The sequence below is a fragment of the Pseudomonas baetica genome, from assembly GCF_002813455.1.
GTDB lineage: Bacteria > Pseudomonadota > Gammaproteobacteria > Pseudomonadales > Pseudomonadaceae > Aquipseudomonas > Aquipseudomonas baetica.
Genome location: NZ_PHHE01000001.1, coordinates 5,432,791 through 5,450,988, shown reverse-complemented (window position 1 = coordinate 5,450,988; position 18,198 = coordinate 5,432,791). Strand labels below are relative to the sequence as shown.

General features: G+C 60.9%; 18 protein-coding genes. 2 read left to right on the top strand and 16 right to left on the bottom strand.

Annotated elements, in window-relative coordinates; all coding sequences use genetic code 11:
- Positions 1 to 27 precede the first annotated feature (27 nt).
- From ATI02_RS25225 to ATI02_RS25170, 12 genes are all read right to left on the bottom strand, one after another.
- Positions 28 to 618 carry a nucleotidyltransferase family protein gene (locus ATI02_RS25225; protein WP_095188597.1) on the bottom strand — a complete coding sequence of 197 codons (591 nt, stop codon included), beginning with the start codon at positions 616 to 618 and terminating at the stop codon, positions 28 to 30.
- Positions 615 to 1,595, bottom strand: a complete 981-nt coding sequence (locus ATI02_RS25220) for an XdhC family protein (RefSeq protein WP_100847689.1) — start codon at positions 1,593 to 1,595, stop codon at positions 615 to 617. Before ATI02_RS25220 ends, ATI02_RS25225 begins: the two co-directional genes overlap by 4 nt.
- Positions 1,595 to 3,916, bottom strand: a complete 2,322-nt coding sequence (locus ATI02_RS25215) for a xanthine dehydrogenase family protein molybdopterin-binding subunit (protein WP_100847688.1) — start codon at positions 3,914 to 3,916, stop codon at positions 1,595 to 1,597. The genes ATI02_RS25220 and ATI02_RS25215 overlap by 1 nt, the downstream gene beginning before the upstream one ends.
- Positions 3,913 to 4,383, bottom strand: coding sequence for a (2Fe-2S)-binding protein (locus tag ATI02_RS25210; protein WP_034155364.1), 471 nt, complete (start codon positions 4,381 to 4,383; stop codon positions 3,913 to 3,915). The genes ATI02_RS25215 and ATI02_RS25210 overlap by 4 nt, the downstream gene beginning before the upstream one ends.
- A gap of 246 nt (positions 4,384 to 4,629) precedes the next feature.
- Complete coding sequence (gene murB, locus ATI02_RS25205) at positions 4,630 to 5,649, bottom strand: UDP-N-acetylmuramate dehydrogenase (protein ID WP_095188600.1); 1,020 nt, start codon at positions 5,647 to 5,649, stop codon at positions 4,630 to 4,632.
- Positions 5,646 to 6,110 carry a low molecular weight protein-tyrosine-phosphatase gene (locus ATI02_RS25200; RefSeq protein ID WP_100847687.1) on the bottom strand — a complete coding sequence of 155 codons (465 nt, stop codon included), beginning with the start codon at positions 6,108 to 6,110 and terminating at the stop codon, positions 5,646 to 5,648. Before ATI02_RS25200 ends, murB begins: the two co-directional genes overlap by 4 nt.
- Positions 6,110 to 6,874 carry a 3-deoxy-manno-octulosonate cytidylyltransferase gene (gene kdsB, locus ATI02_RS25195; RefSeq protein ID WP_100847686.1) on the bottom strand — a complete coding sequence of 255 codons (765 nt, stop codon included), beginning with the start codon at positions 6,872 to 6,874 and terminating at the stop codon, positions 6,110 to 6,112. Before kdsB ends, ATI02_RS25200 begins: the two co-directional genes overlap by 1 nt.
- On the bottom strand, positions 6,871 to 7,056 hold the full coding sequence (locus ATI02_RS25190; RefSeq protein ID WP_003174668.1) for a Trm112 family protein: 186 nt from the start codon (positions 7,054 to 7,056) through the stop codon (positions 6,871 to 6,873). Before ATI02_RS25190 ends, kdsB begins: the two co-directional genes overlap by 4 nt.
- Positions 7,057 to 7,078: 22 nt before the next feature.
- Entirely contained in the window at positions 7,079 to 8,089 is a 1,011-nt protein-coding gene (gene lpxK, locus ATI02_RS25185; protein ID WP_100847685.1) for a tetraacyldisaccharide 4'-kinase, read from the bottom strand.
- Positions 8,089 to 8,517, bottom strand: coding sequence for a flagellar polar localization protein PocB (locus ATI02_RS25180; RefSeq protein WP_095188604.1), 429 nt, complete (start codon positions 8,515 to 8,517; stop codon positions 8,089 to 8,091). Before ATI02_RS25180 ends, lpxK begins: the two co-directional genes overlap by 1 nt.
- The gene (locus ATI02_RS25175) at positions 8,514 to 9,149 is read right to left on the bottom strand and encodes a flagellar polar localization protein PocA (protein ID WP_167394894.1); all 636 of its coding nucleotides are present in this window, start codon (positions 9,147 to 9,149) and stop codon (positions 8,514 to 8,516) included. Before ATI02_RS25175 ends, ATI02_RS25180 begins: the two co-directional genes overlap by 4 nt.
- A 101-nt stretch (positions 9,150 to 9,250) precedes the next feature.
- Positions 9,251 to 11,485 (bottom strand): DNA internalization-related competence protein ComEC/Rec2, encoded by a 2,235-nt coding sequence (locus ATI02_RS25170; RefSeq protein WP_100847684.1) that lies wholly within the window; start codon positions 11,483 to 11,485, stop codon positions 9,251 to 9,253.
- A 136-nt stretch (positions 11,486 to 11,621) separates the two neighbouring features.
- On the opposite strand from ATI02_RS25170, the gene ATI02_RS25165 reads away from it, so the two are divergent.
- On the top strand, positions 11,622 to 12,140 hold the full coding sequence (locus ATI02_RS25165) for a DUF2062 domain-containing protein (RefSeq protein WP_095188607.1): 519 nt from the start codon (positions 11,622 to 11,624) through the stop codon (positions 12,138 to 12,140).
- A 156-nt stretch (positions 12,141 to 12,296) separates the two neighbouring features.
- Here the strand turns inward: ATI02_RS25165 and ATI02_RS25155 are convergent, their stop codons facing one another.
- The 4 genes from ATI02_RS25155 to ATI02_RS25140 form a co-directional block, all read right to left on the bottom strand.
- Positions 12,297 to 13,076 carry an ABC transporter permease gene (locus ATI02_RS25155; RefSeq protein ID WP_100847682.1) on the bottom strand — a complete coding sequence of 260 codons (780 nt, stop codon included), beginning with the start codon at positions 13,074 to 13,076 and terminating at the stop codon, positions 12,297 to 12,299.
- Positions 13,073 to 14,005 carry an ABC transporter ATP-binding protein gene (locus tag ATI02_RS25150; RefSeq protein ID WP_095188609.1) on the bottom strand — a complete coding sequence of 311 codons (933 nt, stop codon included), beginning with the start codon at positions 14,003 to 14,005 and terminating at the stop codon, positions 13,073 to 13,075. Before ATI02_RS25150 ends, ATI02_RS25155 begins: the two co-directional genes overlap by 4 nt.
- A gap of 136 nt (positions 14,006 to 14,141) precedes the next feature.
- Positions 14,142 to 14,765 carry a glutathione S-transferase family protein gene (locus ATI02_RS25145; protein ID WP_095188610.1) on the bottom strand — a complete coding sequence of 208 codons (624 nt, stop codon included), beginning with the start codon at positions 14,763 to 14,765 and terminating at the stop codon, positions 14,142 to 14,144.
- 43 nt (positions 14,766 to 14,808) lie between these two features.
- Entirely contained in the window at positions 14,809 to 15,468 is a 660-nt protein-coding gene (locus tag ATI02_RS25140) for a transglutaminase-like domain-containing protein (RefSeq protein WP_100847681.1), read from the bottom strand.
- Between the two features lie 249 nt (positions 15,469 to 15,717).
- On the opposite strand from ATI02_RS25140, the gene ATI02_RS25135 reads away from it, so the two are divergent.
- The gene (locus ATI02_RS25135; RefSeq protein WP_100847680.1) at positions 15,718 to 18,165 is read left to right on the top strand and encodes an acyl-CoA dehydrogenase; all 2,448 of its coding nucleotides are present in this window, start codon (positions 15,718 to 15,720) and stop codon (positions 18,163 to 18,165) included.
- The last annotated feature ends 33 nt before the right edge of the window (positions 18,166 to 18,198 follow it).

Sequence of the window (18,198 nt, the reverse complement as noted above, 5' to 3'; positions counted from 1 at the left end):
GCCCTTGAAAATCGAAAGCTCTTGCCGTTACTTGAACACCAATGCCTCGGGCACATCGATATCCCACAACACCCCGGGATCATCCACCACCACTTCCACCACCCTTCCCTGCTTGAACAACGGCCTGGCCCCACGATCACCGTTCAAACCCAACAACCCTGGCCCGAACGAACGGCCAAACCCCACCGGATGCCCGAACTCGCCTTCCTGCACCGGCACGCTCACCGCATCGTCGGCCATTGCCGCCGCCACTCGCTCGATACTCGATGGCAAGATAAACGGCATATCGCCCAGCACGATCAGCCAGCCATCCACATCCGGACACGCCGCCACACCCGCAGCAATACTGTCGCCCATGCCAGTCGATTCAATCGAAACCACGTCACAACCATAAGCCTGCGCCATGCGCATCGCCTGCGGACGCGCTTCAGTCGTCACCAGCACGCGCTTGTCGAGGCTGGCCGGCAGATTCACCAGCACCTGCTCAATCACCGACCGCACCGCACCATCACGTCCGGTGCAATCGGCCAGCAACTTGTCCTTGTCCGCTCCCGCCACCTGGCGAAAGCGACTGCCCTCGCCCGCCGCCAGCACAATCACACCGATGGATCGACTCATGCGCCCTCCAGTGACTTCTTCTGCTTCAACTCGACGCCGTTCTTGATCGCGACAATTTCCGCCAACAAGGACAAGGCGATTTCCGCCGGCGAATGACTGCCGATGTGCAAACCAATCGGCCCATGCAACCGAGCGATGGCCTGTTCCGACAAGCCTAGCTGAGCCAGATTGTCCCGACGCTTCTGACTGTTGACCCGCGAACCCAGGGCGCCGACATAAAAGGCCGGCGAATCGAGCGCGGTAAGCAGCGCCATGTCATCCAGGCGTGGATCGTGCGTCAGCGCGACAATTGCCGTGCGCTCATCGGTCTGGATGCTCAGCACCGCGTCATCGGGCATGCCCGGAACGAAACGACCATGATGCTCTTCCCAGCCGTAGACAAACTCGGTGCGCGGATCGCAGATCAGCACTTCGAAATCCAGCAGTCGCGCCATGTCTGCCACGTAGCGCGACAACTGCCCGGCGCCGATCAACAGCAACCGCCAGCGCGGGCCATAAATGGCGCGCAGGGTCTTGCCGTCGAACACCAGCGAATCCGACTTGCTCGCGCCCGTCAGAACCACTTTGCCGGTTTCGATGTTCAGCTCACGGGCAACAATTTCATGGGCTTCACAACGTGCCAGCAGTTCAGCAACCCATGATGGATCGCCGACCCGCTCTTCAGTCAGGCGCAAGGTGCCGCCGCAAGGCAGCCCAAACCGCGCCGCCTCTTCCCGGGTGACGCCGTAGGTAATCAATTGCACCGGCGGCCCGTCGATGGCGATGCGCCCGTCGTGCAGGCGGGCGATCAAATCATCCTCGACGCACCCGCCCGACACCGAGCCGATCACCACGCCGTCTTCGCGCAGTGCCAGCATGGCCCCGGGTGCCCGGGGCGCGGTGCCCCAGGTCTGCACGACGCTGAACAGCACTACGCGCTGCCCGGCGCGGCGCCATTCGAGCACGCTGCGCAGGACGTTGAGATCGACACTGTCCATTACGCTTGCGCCTTCTGCCAGCCCTGCAACTGATAACGCACTGGCAGATTGCGGATGCGTTGGCCGGTGGCGGCAAAAATCGCATTGCACAGCGCCGGCGCAATCGGCGGCACGCCTGGCTCTCCGACACCGCCCAACGGCACGTCGCCCGACGGCGTCACCAGATGCACCGCGACCTCTTTGGGCGCCAGCGACATGCGCGCCACTTCGTACATGTGGAAATTGTCCTGTTGCACCTTGCCATCCTTGAAGCTGATTTCACCCAGCACCGCGTTTCCGAGGCCCATGACGCAGGCGCCCTCGAACTGCGAACGGATGCGCTCAGGGTTGATCTGCGGCCCGCAATCGACGGCGATATCAGCCTTGTGCACGATCAGCGTGCCATCGTCCTTGACCTCGACTTCGATTACCGCGGCCACATAGGTGACGAAGCTGTAATGCACCGCCAGCCCCAGACCCCGGCCCTTGGGTAACTTGCGTCCCCAACCGGCAGCCTTGGCCGCGGTTTCCAGTACGGTGCGCATACGCCCTGTGTCGATCGGATAGCGCTCGGGGGATTCGCCGTAGTTCCACTCTTCGCTCAGAGTGCGCGGATCGATCTGTCGATCCGGACCAAGCAGTTTGATCTGGTACTTGAGCGGATCAACACCGGCCTTGTGCGCCAGTTCATCGACAAAACTCTGGATCGCAAACCCGTGGGGAATGTTCGACACCGAGCGATACCAGCCAACCCGCGTGTGTACCGTGGCTTCGGGGTTTTCCAGGCGCACATTGGGAATGGCATAGGCCATGTTGGTGAAGCCCATGCCCAGCTCGAAGGCCGCTTCATGGTTCATGCCCGGGGCGAACAGCGCAGTAATGCTCGGCGCCACGGTGCGATGCAGCCAGCCGGACGGCATGCCGTCCTTGGCGACACCGGCCTTAAGGTATTCGGCGGACACGGTATGGAAATACGAGTTATGGATGTCATCTTCCCGCGTCCACTGCACCCGCACGGCTTTGCCGGGGAACTCTTTGGCGAGAATCGCGGCCTCCACGACAAAGTCCGGCTTCGATTTACGACCAAAACCACCGCCCAGCAGCGTCACATTAAAGGTGACGTTATCGAACGCCAGCCCGAGGCGCTCAGCGATGCGCTCACGGGTAACCTGCGGCGCCTGACTCGGTGCCCAAGCCTCGCAGACACCATCCTTGAAACGGGCGATCGCGACCATCGGTTCCATCGGCGCCTGCGCCAGGTGCGGCAAATAATAAGAAGCTTCGAGGGTGCTGGCAGCACCGCTCAGGGCTTTGTCGATATCGCCGGTATTGCGCACCACTTTGCCGGGTTTCAGCGAAGCGGCTTCCAGCTCTTTGCGATAGGCAATCGAGTCGTAACTGGCGTTAGGGCCGTCGTCCCACTCGATTTTCAGCGCTTCGCGGCCCTTGATGGCCGCCCAGGTGTTACTGGCAACGACTGCCACACCGCCCAACGGCTGGAACTCCGAAGGTAGCGGACGACTTTCGATCTGAATGACTTTCAGCACGCCGGGGACTTTCAGCGCGGCGCTGTCGTCCAGCGATTTGACCTTGCCGCCATACACCGCCGGGCGGGCAATCGTGGCGTAGACCATGCCGTCGAAATGTACATCGGCACCGTACACCGCGCGACCGTTGACGATGTCGTCACCGTCGATGGCTTTGGTGCCTTCCTTGCCAATGTAGCGAAACTCCGCCGGCTGCTTGAGGCGCAGGCTGTCGCGCGCCGGTACTGCCAACGCACTGGCGGCAGCGGCGAGTTCGCCATAGCCCAGCTCGCGACCGGACGGTTTGTGAATGACTTTGTGCAACTGCGCGTGGCATTCGCCAACGGGCACTTTCCATTGCTCGGCAGCAGCCTGTTCCAGCATGGTCCGGGCCGCCGCCCCGCAGCGACGCATCGGCTCGTACCAGTGACGCATGCTGCGCGACCCGTCAGTGTCCTGATTGCCGAAGCGCACTTCATCACCCGGCGCCTGCTGCACTTTCACCTTGGCCCAATCCGCTTCCAGCTCATCGGCTACGACCATGGTCAGACTGGTGCGCACGCCCTGCCCCATCTCGGAACGGTTGCACACCACGGTCACCGTGCCATCAGCCGCGATGCTGACGTACACCTTCGGATCATCAATCCAGCCGTTGGGCATGCCATCGGCGCCAAATTTCTTTGGCTTGTCCTCGGCCAACGCGTCCTGCCAACCCCAACTGGCTGCCAGCACCAGTGCGCCGGTGGCACCAACACCTTTGAGGAAACCGCGGCGACTGAGGTTGCTCAGGGCGAAATCATTCGGTAGACGACTCATGCCTTGGCCTCCTTCAGGTGGGTGGACGCCTGGCGGATCGCGGTTTTGATCCGGTTGTAGGTGCCGCAGCGGCAGATGTTGCCGACCATCGCTTCTTCGATCTGCTCGTCGCTCGGGTTCGGGTTGGTTTTCAGCAACGCGGTGGCCGACATGATCTGCCCGCCCTGACAGAAACCGCACTGGGCCACGGCGCTGTCGAGCCAGGCTTGCTGGACGACTTGCCCGACCGGATCAGCGTGCAGGTTGTCGATGGTGGTGACGTTCTGCCCGACCACGGAGCCGATCGGCGTAATGCAACTGCGTGCCGGCAAGCCGTCGATATGAATGGTGCAGGCGCCACACAGGCCCATGCCACAACCGAACTTGGTGCCGTTGTAGCCTGCGACATCACGAATGGCCCAGAGCAGCGGCATGTCTTCAGTGACGTCTAGAGAATGGTCTTGACCGTTGAGTTTCAGGGTAATCATGGGCACGCCCGCATATTTTTGGAGGTTATGGGGTCGAGCAATCTGCCGCCGGAAACATCAGCGGCGGGTTCGCAGATCAACTCAGGCTAATCAGGCTCTCTTGCGCTGACGAAAACGTCTGCACCGGGCCTTTGGTGGAGCAAATGGTTTATATCGTTAGGTCGCTAAGTTAACCCAGCGTTAACAAAAAAGCCCTGCACTTTTTACTCAGTGCAGGGCTTTGGAGGGTGCCTGGAAAGCGTAGCTTCAATAACGATTGGGCTCCATTTCCAGTTCGACATTGAAACGCTCGGCAATATCTTTCTGGATACGCTGCGCCAGATCGAGCAATTGCAGCCCGGTCGCCGCGCCGTAGTTGACCAGCACCAGCGCCTGCAACTTGTGCACGCCAGCATCGGCTTCACGGAACCCCTTCCATCCGGCCCGCTCGATCAACCAGCCGGCGGCCAGTTTCATTTGCCCGTCCGGTTGCGCGTAGGCCACCAGATCCGGGTGCTGCGCCTTGATCTGCTCAACCAGTGCCGCCGACACCAGCGGATTCTTGAAGAAGCTGCCGGCATTGCCGAGCACCGCCGGGTCGGGCAGTTTTTCGCTTCGAATACTGCAAATCGCGCGGCTGACGTCTGTGGGCGTCGGCTGCTCAATGCCCTGCTCGGTCAAGCGCTGACGCACCGGGCCGTATTCCAGATGCAGATGTGCAACGCGATCGAGCTTGAAGCGTACCCGCAGGATCAGCCAACGTCCTGGCTCCTGCTTGAACAGGCTGTCGCGGTAGGCGAAGTTGCATTCTTCCAGGGTGAAGTCGCGCAGCTCGCCGGTCTGACGATCCAGCGCGGTGAGCCCGGCGAATACATCCTTGATCTCAACACCGTAGGCACCGATGTTCTGCATTGGCGCAGCCCCGACGGTGCCAGGGATCAGGCTGAGGTTTTCCAGCCCGGCCAACCCCTGTGCCAAGGTATGTTGCACAAACCCATGCCACGGTTCGCCCGCTTCGGCTTCAATCACGGCACGGTTGCCGTCATCGCTGATCACGCGGATACCGCGAGTGGCCATGCGCAGCACCAGCGCCGCAATGTCAGCAGTCAGCAGCAAGTTGCTGCCGCCACCGATCACCAGCAATGGCACATCGTGAGACTCGGCATACGCGAGGGCTTCGCGTACATCAGCATCGCTGTGGGCTTCGGCGAACAATTGCGCGCGAACGTCCACACCAAAACTGTTGAACGGCTTCAGGGAAACCTGCGGTTGCACCAGCAAACTCATAACAGCCCCTTCACTTCGATCAACAGTTGCTCACAGGCCGCTTCAATCAGATCCAGCACCTGCTCGAAACCCTGGTCGCCGTCGTAGTACGGGTCCGGCACTTCATCGACCAGCCCGGCATACCGACGCAGAAACAGGTCCAGTTCGGCCTTGCCGGTGGACGGTTGCAACGCCTTGAGATTGCGCAGGTTGCTGTTGTCCATGGCCAGGATCAAATCGTAGCTGGCGAAATCGGCACGGCTGACCTGCTGCGCGCGTTGCGCCGACAGATCATAACCACGCACTTTGGCCGCAGCCTGGCTGCGTTTGTCCGGCGGATTGCCGACGTGCCAGTCACCGGTGCCAGCAGAGGCCACTTCGACCTGGTCCGCCAGCCCGGCTTCACGCAATTTGTGACGCAACACGCCTTCGGCGGTGGGTGACCGGCAAATGTTGCCCAGGCACACAAACAGAACCCGCATCAGGCCTCCAGCAGGCGACGAACGCGCTCGAGGTCTTCGATGGTGTCGACACCGGTTGGCGGCGCGATCAGCGCATCGGCGACATGAATTCGCACGCCGTGCCAAAGGGCACGCAGTTGCTCCAGCGACTCAGTGTTTTCCAGCCAGCACGGGCCCCAGCTTACGAAGTCCTGGAGAAAACCGGCGCGATAGGCATAAATGCCGATGTGCCGACGGTATGGCACGCCTTCGGGCAACTGCTCGCGGCTTTTGGCAAACGCATCGCGCGCCCACGGCAAGGTTGCACGGCTGAAGGTCAGCGCCAGACCATTAAGGTCGCTGACGACCTTGACCACGTTCGGGTTGAACAGGGTTGCCACGTCTTCGATCGGCTCGGCCAAGGTGGCCATGCGCGCTTCGGTGTGGGCCGCCAGGTTGGCGGCAACCTGATCGATCACGCTCGGCGGGATCAGCGGCTCGTCGCCCTGCACGTTGACCACGATCGCGTCAGGCTCAAGGCCCAGTTTCGCCGCGACTTCGGCCAGACGATCAGTGCCGGAGTTGTGATCTTCACGGGTCAGCACCACTTCAGCGCCAAACCCCTTGCAGGCCTCGACGATTCGCGCATCGTCAGTTGCAACGACCACACGGCTGGCGCTGCTTTTGCTCGCCTGTTCCCAGACGTGCTGGATCATTGGCTTACCGGCAATGTCCAGAAGCGGCTTGCCCGGCAGACGGGTCGAGGCGTAACGCGACGGGATGACAACGGTGAAGGCGGTGGTCATTTATCCAGACGCTCATCGGTGGTCAGGGTACGGGCTTCACTTTCGAGCATCACCGGGATGCCGTCGCGGATCGGGTAGGCCAGGCCAGCACCCTTGCTGATCAGTTCGGTCTTGTCGGCGCTGAGCTTGAGCGGGCCTTTGCAGATAGGGCACGCGAGGATATCGAGCAATTTGGTGTCCATGAACATTCCCTGGAATAAAGAGTTAAGGCAAAAGCCGATCGGGCAGCAGGCGCATCAGTTGGGTGTCGAACCAGGCCACGAAGGCCGGCGACGGCACCGCATCGACCGCCAGATACCACCAGTCGGCAGCAGCGAAGGCGCGGCACTTCACCGCGTCCTTCTCGGTCATCACCAATGGCAATGACGGCGTGAAATTCAAGGCCTGCCCGCTGTACTCGGCGTGGTCGGCAAACGCATGGTGGACTGGTCGCCAGTCTAGCGCTTCGAGGGTATTGAAGAAACGTTGCGGATTACCGATCCCGGCCACCGCGTGCACGCTCTGACCGGCAGAAAAATGATCGAGCGACTTGCGCTCGCCACTGCGCAGATTGACCAGCGCAGTGGGTTGAAGGCGAAAGGCGAATCCGTCGTCGCGATCAGCCGTCGCGCCGTTGAACAACACGCCGTCGACGCTTTGCAGACGTTCGATCGGCTCACGCAGTGGACCTGCCGGCAAGCAGCGTTTGTTGCCCAAACCACGAGCGGCGTCGATCAGTACCAGTTCCAGATCGCGCGCCAGACGGTAATGCTGCATGCCGTCGTCGGACAGGATCAGGTCCAGCGGTTCGCTGGCGAGCAAGGCTTTGACCGCCGCGCTGCGATCAGGATCGATCATCAGCGGCACGCCGGTGCGCTGGACGATCAGCAGCGGTTCGTCGCCGGCGATGTCCGCGCTTTGCTGCGCCTCGACCCGCCACGGCAGATGCGGCGGTTTGGCGCCGTAGCCACGGCTGACCACGCCGACGCGCAAACCCCTGCGCCGGCAATGTTCGATCAGCCAGAGGATCATCGGCGTCTTGCCGGTGCCGCCGACGGTGATGTTGCCGACCACGATCAACGGCACTGGCGGCTGATAGATCTCGCCTTCGCCATCGAGAAAGCGCTGACGTTTGCCGACCACGACGCGGCGATAGAGCATTTCCAGCGGTCGCAGCAGCGTCAGGGCCGGGTGCCCTTCGTACCATGCGGCGAGCAAGCGATCGGACAGGCTCATCAGGATTTGGGCGCCGCCTCGACCGTGGTCATGCGCAGATGGCTGAAACCGAGCTTGCCGGCCGCGTCCATGGCGGTGATCACCGATTGATGCTGAGTCTTGCCATCGGCACTGATCGACAACGGCATGTTGGTATCACCGTTGGATTCCTTCTGCATGGCTTCCATCAGGGTCGCCAGATCGTTCTTCGGCAGAATCTTGTTATTCACCGAAAACACGCCCTCGGCGCTGATGGCGACGTCGATCTGCTTGAGCTGCTGATCTTCGGCCGGCGAGCCGCTGACCGCTTCCGGCAGGTCTACACGCAACTGAGTCTCGCGAGTAAACGTGGTGGTCACGACGAAAAACAGCAGCAGGATGAACACCACGTCGATCAGCGACGCGAGGTTGATGTCCACGGTTTCCCGGGGTTTGCGACGGAATTTCACGCGCGGCCCTCGGCGAGGTCGACGTCACGGTCGCCCTGCACCACTTCAACCAGCTTGATCGCTTCCTGCTCCATGCCCACCACCAGTTCATCGATGCGGCGTTGCAGGAACCGGTGGAAGAACACCGCCGGAATACCCACCATCAGGCCCGCTGCGGTAGTGATCAGCGCCTTGGAGATACCGCCAGCCAGTACCGATGCATTGGTAGTCATACCGGAACCGGTGAAGGCGCTGAAAATATCGATCATGCCCAATACGGTACCCAACAGCCCCAGCAACGGCGCCATGGCGGCGATGGTGCCCAGTGCGTTGACGTAGCGTTCGAGCTCGTGGATGACACGCCCGGCGGCTTCTTCAATGCACTCTTTCATGATCTCGCGGCCATGTTTGGAGTTGGCCAGGCCTGCGGCAAGGATTTCCCCCAGCGGCGAGTTGGCGCGCAGTTCCTTGAGCTTTTCTTTATTGAGCTGCTTGTCCTTGATCCAGACCCAGACCTGGCCCAGCAGATGCTCGGGGGTGACGCGGCTGGCGCGCAGGGTCCACAGGCGCTCGGCGACAATCGCCATCGCCGCGATGGAACTCAGAATGATCGGCAACATCATCCAGCCGCCGGATTTGACCAATTCCCACACAGTGACAGTCCCCTCGAAAAAGTGCGCCACTTTACCATACCGGTTCGCGATTAAGACCCGCTGCTCCGACGACCGTGATGCCACATTCGTCCGTGCTCCGATCAACGGCCAAGCGCGGGTGAATCACGCCAGAAACGCGGTTGTTGACGCATCGTCCGGGGCGACTCGAAAGTGCCTAGTTGCAGATGAATGGCACCGTGCTCGGCGCTGTCGTAAATGCGCAGCCCCTGTTTGCGATAACGCGCAACAACCGTCGGGTGTGGATGGCCGAACGAGTTGCCGTGGCCTCGGGAAATGAGCACGGCTGCGGGTTTCAACGCTTTGAGCAAAGCCATTGATGAGGAACTGCGGCTGCCGTGGTGTGGCGCTTGCAGCCATTGCGTCGCAACCGCCAGTGGGCTTTCCAGAAAGAGGCGCTCGGCATGAGTGTCGATATCACCCGTCAGCAGCAAGCGCTCGCCGTTGGCGTCGATCTGCAACACGCAAGAGCGCTGGTTGCTGTCGTGGGCGTCCGACCATTGCCAGAGTTGAAAACTGACACCGTCCCATTGCCATCGATGGCCGCTGGCACAGATTTCGGCGTTCAGTTCGGCCGGCAAGCCTGGCGGATCACCGCTTATCACCTGCCCCACCTTTAACGCGCGCGCAACGGCCAGAGCACCGCCAGCATGGTCGGCATCGGCATGACTGAGCAGCATCAGATCAAGTTTCTCAATGTTCAGTTTGCGCAGGGCCGGCAGCACGACGCGTTCACCGAGATCGAAATCACCGAAACGCGGCCCGGCGTCGTAGAGCAAGGTGTGATGCCGGGTGCGGATCAGAATCGCCAGCCCTTGACCAACATCGAACTGCCAGATGTCCGCCAAACCTTCCTCCAGTTGTGTCTGTGGCGCAACGACCAGAATCAACAGCAAGGGCCAACCCAGTGGACGCAGCGGTACACCTCGCGGCAAAAGCAACAGCACGGCACCGAGACTGGCGATAACCAGCGCCCACACGGGAATCGACGGGGCAATCCACGCGGGCCAGTGCCCGGCGATCACGGCCAGACCTTGAAACAACCCGTCGATCAAACCACCGGCCAGCCACAACAGCCCCTCACCGACATAAGGCACCGGCAGCAATAACGTCCCAAGCAGCGCCGGTGGCAGCACCACCAGACTGACCCAAGGCACCGCCAGCAAATTCGCCAATGGCCCACTCAGGCTGATCGGCAGGTTCAGCGCCATCAGCAGCGGACACAAACCGATTGCAATCAGCCATTGCGCCCGCGTCCATGTCTGCCACCAGCGCCACGCGCCGAGGCGGCCGCCAAAGGTGAAGATCAAGACAGCCACCGCCGCGAACGATAACCAGAAACCGGGGCGCAAACTGGCCAGCGGATCGAGCAACAGCACGCCGTTGAATGCCAGCAACAGCGGCCACCACGCGCCGAGATGGCGAAAGCGCAGACGCCACAACAAGACCAGGCCGACCATCACGCAGGCCCGTCGCACCGGCACGTCGAAACCGGCGAGCAGCCCGTAACCGAGCGCCGCCGCGAATGCCAGACCACAAGCCCAAGGCAGCCAAGGCCAACGCAGCGGCCAGAGACCGTAACGGGCTAACCCGGCGACCAGCAAGTACATCACCGCCGCCAGCATTCCAACGTGTTGGCCGGAAATCACCAGCAAATGCACGGTGCCGGTGTCTTGCAGAATCTGCCAATCCTCACGACTGAGCCCCGAGCCATCACCCAGCACCAGCGCTGCCAGCGCGCCTTCACGCCCTTGCGCGTCGACCGCCAGCAAGCGCTGACGGATGCTGTCGCGCCACGCCCATCGCGCCGCGCTCAGGCGCTGGCCATCCTTGATGGTGCCGGTCGCGCCAATGCGCTGCGCCAGCAGCCAGGCTTCGTAATCGAAAGCGTCCGGATTGAGCAGACCGCTCGGGCGCTTGAGCTTGACCGCCAGGCGCCAGCGCTCACCGCTATTGACCGGCGGCCCGGCGTACCAGGCCAGACGCATCAGCGGCGGCAGCTGGCCGTGACGCGAGCGCGCATCAGCCAATTCGAAACGCACCACGCCTTCGCTGTTTTGCGGCAGGCCGACCACCCGCCCTTCGAGCCAACGGGTTTCGCCGTCGAGTTCGACCGGCAAGCGATCATTCAAAGCCCATTGCGCGCTGGCACAGGCCCAAGTGAAACCCAACAGAAAAAAAGCCAATGGATAGCTGCGAAACGGCAGCAATATCAAACCCACGACCGGCAACAACAGCATCAACCAGACCGGCGGTAAGGCCGGCATAAAAACAGGTGCGAGCAGACCGACTGCCAGCGCCATCATCCCTGTGCGCATAAGGCCGTCCTTGAGAGTCCCGCACTTAGGCATAGCGGCTCTTTCGCACGACCGTCGTCAACAATTGTCACAAAGTCTGAATGGGGGCTTCGTAGAATCCAGACATACTTGCCGCCTTAACCGACCGAGAAGCCTTATGCCCCGGCGCTTATTCAAACGTTACATGCCCGATCCGACGAGCATCAGGGAACACAAATCCTTACGCTTTCTCGGCAAGTTGCTGCATGACCCGAACCTCTGGCACCTCAACCGTCATTCGGTTGCGCGCGCAATGGCGGTCGGTCTGTTTGCCGCTTTTCTGCCGATTCCGGCGCAAATGCTGGTGGCTGCCGCGCTCGCAATCACCGTGCGCGGCAACATGCCGATTGCCGTCAGCCTGGTGTGGCTGACCAATCCGATCACCATGCCGGCGGTGTTTTTCTGCACCTATCAGGCCGGCGCGTGGCTGATGGATGTGCCCGCACGGCATTTGCCGGATGCGCTGACGTGGGAATGGATCAGCGGCGAATTGTCGACGCTGTGGCAGCCGTTTTTGCTGGGCTCGGTGGTGGTCGGGCTGGTACTGGGCGCCCTCGCCTACTTCGTGGTAATGATGTATTGGCGCTGGTGGGTGGCGCGGCAATGGGCGCGGCGCAAGAAGAAACGCATGTCGTGAATGCAAAACGGCCTCCGCAATGGGAGGCCGTTTTTGTTTTGTGCTGTCTGGACTGACGCCTTCGCGAGCAAGCCCGCTCCCACAGGGGGTCTGCGTCGTAACACAGATCCCCTGTGGGAGCGGGCTTGCTCGCGAAGCGCTAGACGCGGTCTTGGATCAGGTCCGCATCCCGCGCCCACTCACCAGCAACCGCGCACAACCGAGATACAGCACCACGGTCGCCACCAGCATGAAGGTGATCGCAATACCGATACGGATATCCGACACCCCGAGAATGCCGTAGCGGAAGGCGTTGACCATGTGCAGCACCGGGTTGGCCAGCGACACGGTCTGCCAGAAAGGTGGCAGCAAAGTGATTGAGTAGAACACGCCCCCCAGGTAGGTCAGCGGCGTCAGCACAAAGGTCGGGATGATCGAAATGTCATCGAAGTTGCGCGCAAACACGGCGTTGATAAAGCCCAGCAACGAAAAGATCGTCGCCGTCAGCACCACCACCAGCACGGTCACGCCCAGATGATGTACCTGCAAATGGGTGAAGAACAGCGACAGGATCGTCACGATCACACCAACCATCAGACCACGCAACACGCCGCCAATGGTGAAGCCGATCAGGATCGTGTGCGGCGATACCGGCGAGACCATCAGCTCTTCGATGGAGCGCTGGAACTTGCTGCCGAAGAAGCTCGAGACCACGTTGCCGTAGGAGTTGGTGATCACCGACATCATGATCAGCCCCGGCACGATGTACTCCATGTAAGTGAAGCCACCCATGTCGCCGATCTGCCGACCGATCAGGTTGCCGAAGATCACGAAGTACAGAACCATGGTGATTGCCGGCGGCAGCAGGGTTTGCGGCCAGATCCGGGTGAAGCGTTTGACCTCGCGGTAAACGATGGTTTGTAGCGCGACGAGGTTGGGACGGAATTCGGAACTCATACCGCCACCTTCGACAGATTCTTCTCCACCAGGGACACGAACAGCTCCTCGAGGCGATTGGTTTTGTTACGCAGGCTCAGCACTTCGATGTTCTGCAGGGCCAGTTGGCCGAACAGCGCGGTGATCCCCGCGGATTTGTCGACCTGGACTTCCAGGGTATGGCTGTCGATCAACCGGGCGGGATAGCCGATCAATTGCGGCGCGGCGTTCAAGTCGTGTTTCAAGTCCAGCAGGAAGGTTTCGACGTGCAACTGGCCCAGCAGTTGTTTCATGCTGGTGTTCTCGACGATTGTGCCGTGGTCGATGATGCCGATGTTGCGGCACAACTGCTCAGCCTCTTCCAGATAGTGCGTGGTGAGGATGATGGTGATGCCTTTCTGGTTCAGTTCGGTGAGGAACGTCCACATCGAACGGCGCAACTCGATGTCGACCCCGGCAGTCGGTTCGTCGAGGATCAGCAGGCGCGGCTCGTGAACCAGCGCACGTGCGATCATCAAGCGACGCTTCATGCCGCCGGACAGCGACCGCGACGGCACATCGCGCTTGTCCCACAGGCCGAGCTGGGTCAGGTATTGCTCGGCGCGTTCCTTGGCGATCTTCGCCGGAATGCCGTAGTAACCAGCCTGGGTCACGACGATATCGAAGGTCTTTTCGAACTGGTTGAAGTTGAATTCCTGGGGCACCACGCCGATCGAGCGCTTGAGCGCTGCCGGGTTCTTGTCCAGGTCATTGCCAAAGATATTCACTGTGCCGCTGGTCTTGTTCACCAGGGTGGAGAGAATGCCGATGGTCGTGGATTTGCCGGCGCCGTTGGGGCCGAGCAACGCGAAAAAGTCACCTTCGGCGACGTCCAGATCGATACCACTCAAGGCCTGGAACCCGTTGCCGTAGGTTTTGGTTAGCTGCCGGATGGACAGAGCGGAACTCATATCTGATTTACGCACCATGGTGAAGGGAAGAAAAGAATAAATAAGGGCGCACGGCGAGGGATACAACCGCGGCGCACGAGCGCAATGGTGCTTGCCGACGCCGCACAAGTACAGTCAAGCGTGTCGATAGTAGTTATCAAGTCAACGCGGTCATGACTGCTTTCTGATACGCCGGACGCTGTTTCAGGCGCTCGTACCAGGCTTGCAGATGCGCTTGCGGCGCGCGTTCGATGGGCATCTCGAACCAGGCATAAATGAAACTGCCAAGTGGAATGTCGCCCATGCCGATTTCGCTGCCGGACAAGTAAGGCTGGCTGGCAAGTGCCTGATCTGCCATGTTCAGCAGTTCAGTGCATTCCTTGATCGCGGCATTGATGGCTGGCCAGTCCTGCTTGTCGACTGGAGTACGCAAAACACCCCAAAACACTGTGCGAAAGGGTCCGGCAAAACTCGAGGTGGTCCAGTCCATCCACTTGTCAGCGATGGCCCGCGCTTGCGGGTCGGCCGAATACCAAGTGCTGTTCGGCGCATGTTTGGCCAGCAGATAACGGACGATGGCGTTGGATTCCCACAGCACAAAACCGTCGTCCGCAATCACCGGCACCCGACCATTCGGGTTCATCGCCCGGTACTCGGGCGTATCGACAACGCCGAATGCACCGCCGGCATCAATCGCCTCGTAAGCCAGACCCAGTTCCTCGGCGGCCCACAATGGCTTCCTGACATTCGATGAGTTCTTCCTTCCCCAGATCTTCAGCATGACCGCCTCTTTGCAAATGCGTGGGCAGGCAGCATACGCCGGATCAGAGACGGCTTACATCACTGTGCATGTCACCCAACAGTTGCGGCTGATGATCGCCGAACAGATGCGGATAGCACTTTTCCAGATGCTCGAAAAAGAAGGTTTCCGGCATATCGGCGAACTGGCCGTGATCAACCAGATACTCCATCAGTTGCGCGCCGTCACGATTGAACGGGTGGAAAACGCTGTCGTTGACCCCGTCGAAGTCCAGCGGTGCCACATTGAACAATTCACAGAGTTTCTGGTTGAACGCCGGTGTTGCCTTGACCCAGCGCCCGTCGAGAAACAGCTCGGTATAGCCATGCATGGCGAACATATCGCTTTTGAGCAACTCCAGCAGACGCGGGGTCGACAGATGATTTCTGACATCCGCCAGACCGATGCGCGCCGCGATCCCGCAATGGCGGGCGCAGCCTGCGAGCAGCGTGGCTTTCGGTACGCAGTAGCTCTCCCCCACCGCCAACGCGTAACTGCCGCGCAAGGTTTGCGGATCGCGACTGAAGGTGTAGGGGTTGTAGCGCACCGCCTCGCGCACGGCGTAATAAAGACTGATCGCCTGCTCGAGCGGATTTCGGCTGGTACCACGGTGTTGTTCGGCGAACTCCACCACCGCCGGGTGGTCACTATCGATGAAGCGGCCGGGACTCAGATACTCGCGCATGACGACAGATCTCCTGGGTGAGCCCCGAGTCTAGCGACAGCTCAAGCACAGAGATAACGACGTTTCGGCCAAACATGCACGCGAAGACGCGGGATCAGCGAACGATTTCCCACACGTGTTGCCCACCGAACCTACGAAAACCATCCGGGGTTTCCCACGATTTCAATCACCTTGCTCTGACCACCCGGTTTTGCAGATGCCGTCTAAGCTCTGGAGGGTCGATTTGCCTTGGTTCACGGAGGACTGAATATGCTGTTGTTGTGGATACTGGTTTTGATCGTTGGCGTGGCGTATCTCGCCCACCGGCGCATCGCCCCGCTGCCTGCGTTGGGCATCGTTGCCGTCTACCTGCTGGCGATGGGGATTTTCAGTCACGCGCCGGGCTGGTTGTTGCTGGTGTTCTGGGTCGTTCTGGCGGTGGTCGCCGCGCCGTTGCTGCTGCCTGACCTGCGCCGCAAACATTTCACCGCGCCGCTGTTCAACTGGTTCCAGAAAACCCTGCCAGCGATGTCGCAGACCGAACGCGACGCGATCGATGCCGGCACCGTGTGGTGGGATGGCGAGCTGTTCAGCGGCCGTCCGGACTGGGACAAACTGCTGTCCTATCCCAAGGTGCAGCTGAGCGAAGAAGAGCAGGCCTTTATCGATGGCCCGACCGAAGAACTCTGCGCGATGGTCACTGACTGGCAGATCGGCCAGTCGATGGATCTACCACCAGAAGCATGGACACACATCAAGGAACACGGCTTCTTCGCGCTGATCATTCCCAAGGAGTTCGGCGGCAAAGGTTTCTCTGCCTATGCCCACTCGCAAGTGGCGATGAAACTTGCCACCCGCAGCGGCGACCTCGCCTCCACGGTCATGGTGCCCAACTCCCTCGGCCCCGCCGAGCTGCTGTTGCACTACGGCACCGACGAGCAACGCAATCACTATCTGCCCCGGCTGGCCCGTGGCGACGACATCCCGTGTTTTGCCCTCACCGGCCCGCTTGCCGGATCCGACGCTGGCGCGATGCCCGACACCGGAATCATCTGCAAAGGCCAGTGGGAAGGTCAGGAAGTGCTTGGCCTGCGCCTGAACTGGGAAAAGCGCTACATCACCCTCGGCCCGGTAGCAACCCTGCTCGGCCTGGCCTTCAAAGCGTATGACCCGGATCACCTGCTGGGTGACAAGGAAGACCTCGGCATCAGCCTCGCACTTATTCCCACCGATACCGCGGGCGTGGAAATCGGCCGTCGTCACTTGCCCCTTGGCGCCGCTTTCATGAACGGCCCGAACTCCGGCAAGGATGTGTTCATCCCGCTGGACTTCCTCATCGGCGGTCAGGAGATGCTCGGCAAAGGCTGGATGATGCTGATGAATTGCCTGTCTGTCGGGCGTTCGATCTCGTTGCCGGCAGTCGGCACCGGCGCGGCCAAGTTCACCAGCCTGGTGACCGGTCAATACGCGCAGATTCGCGAGCAGTTCAACGTACCGCTGTCGGCGTTCGAAGGTATTCAGGAGGCGATGGCACGCATCGGCGGCAACGCCTGGATGATGGACGCCGCACGGATGCTCACCGCCAACGCGGTGGATCTGGGCGAGAAACCGTCGGTGCTGTCGGCGATCCTCAAGTACCACCTCACCGAACGCGGTCGCGAGTGCATCAGCCACGCCATGGACGTGCACGGTGGCAAGGCAATCATCATGGGGCCGAACAACTATTTGGGGCGCAGCTGGAACGGTGCGCCTATTTTCATCACTGTGGAGGGTGCGAATATCCTGTCGCGCAACCTGATGATCTTCGGTCAGGGCGCGATTCGCTGCCATCCGTTCGTGCTCAAGGAAATGGCCCTGGCGGGTCGCGAGGACAAGGATCAGGCGCTGAAAGAGTTCGACGGCTTGCTGCTTAAGCACATCGGCTTCGCCGTGGGTAATGCCGCCAGTACGCTGGTGTTGAACCTTGGGTTCGGCCATTTCGAACATGCGCCGGGGGACAAAATCAGCCAAGGCTATTTCCGTGCTCTCAACCGTCAGGCCGCGGCGTTCGCCATGCTGGCCGACTTCAGCATGATGTTGCTGGGTGGCGAACTGAAGCGCCGTGAACGCCTGTCGGCCCGTCTGGGCGATGTGTTGAGCAACCTGTATCTGGCCTCCGCCGCGCTCAAGCGTTATCACGATCTGGATTCGCCGGCGTACATGGAGCCGCTCTTCAGATGGGCCATGGAAGAAAGCCTCGGCCAGTCGGAACGCGCACTGGACGAACTACTGAGCAACTTCCCGAACAAGGTGTTCGGCTGTCTGTTGCGGGTGATCGTGTTCCCGTTCGGTCGGCGCCACAAAGGCCCGTCGGACAAGCTCGGTGCCGAAGTAGCCGGTGTTATTGGCCGGGCCAAGGGTGATCCGGCGCTGGAAGAGCTGCTTGCCGGCTGCTATCGCCCGCAATCGGCGGACGATGCGGTGGGTGCCTTGCAACACGCCAGCGACCTGCTGAACGCCGCGCAACCGCTGCACAAAAAGCTGCACACCTCGCTGAAAAGCGGTCAGGTCAAACCGGCCGCAGGCGAACACGCGATCGATGCGGCTTTGGAGGCAGGGGTGCTGCAACCGGTGGAAGCGCAAAGCCTGCGCGAGGCCGAAGCGGCGCGGCGCAAGGTGATCGATGTCGATGATTTCGATAAAGAGGAACTGAAACTGGCGGAGGGCAAAGTCCGCTGATCCTGACAGCCGTGTAGCTGTTTATTTGTGAAA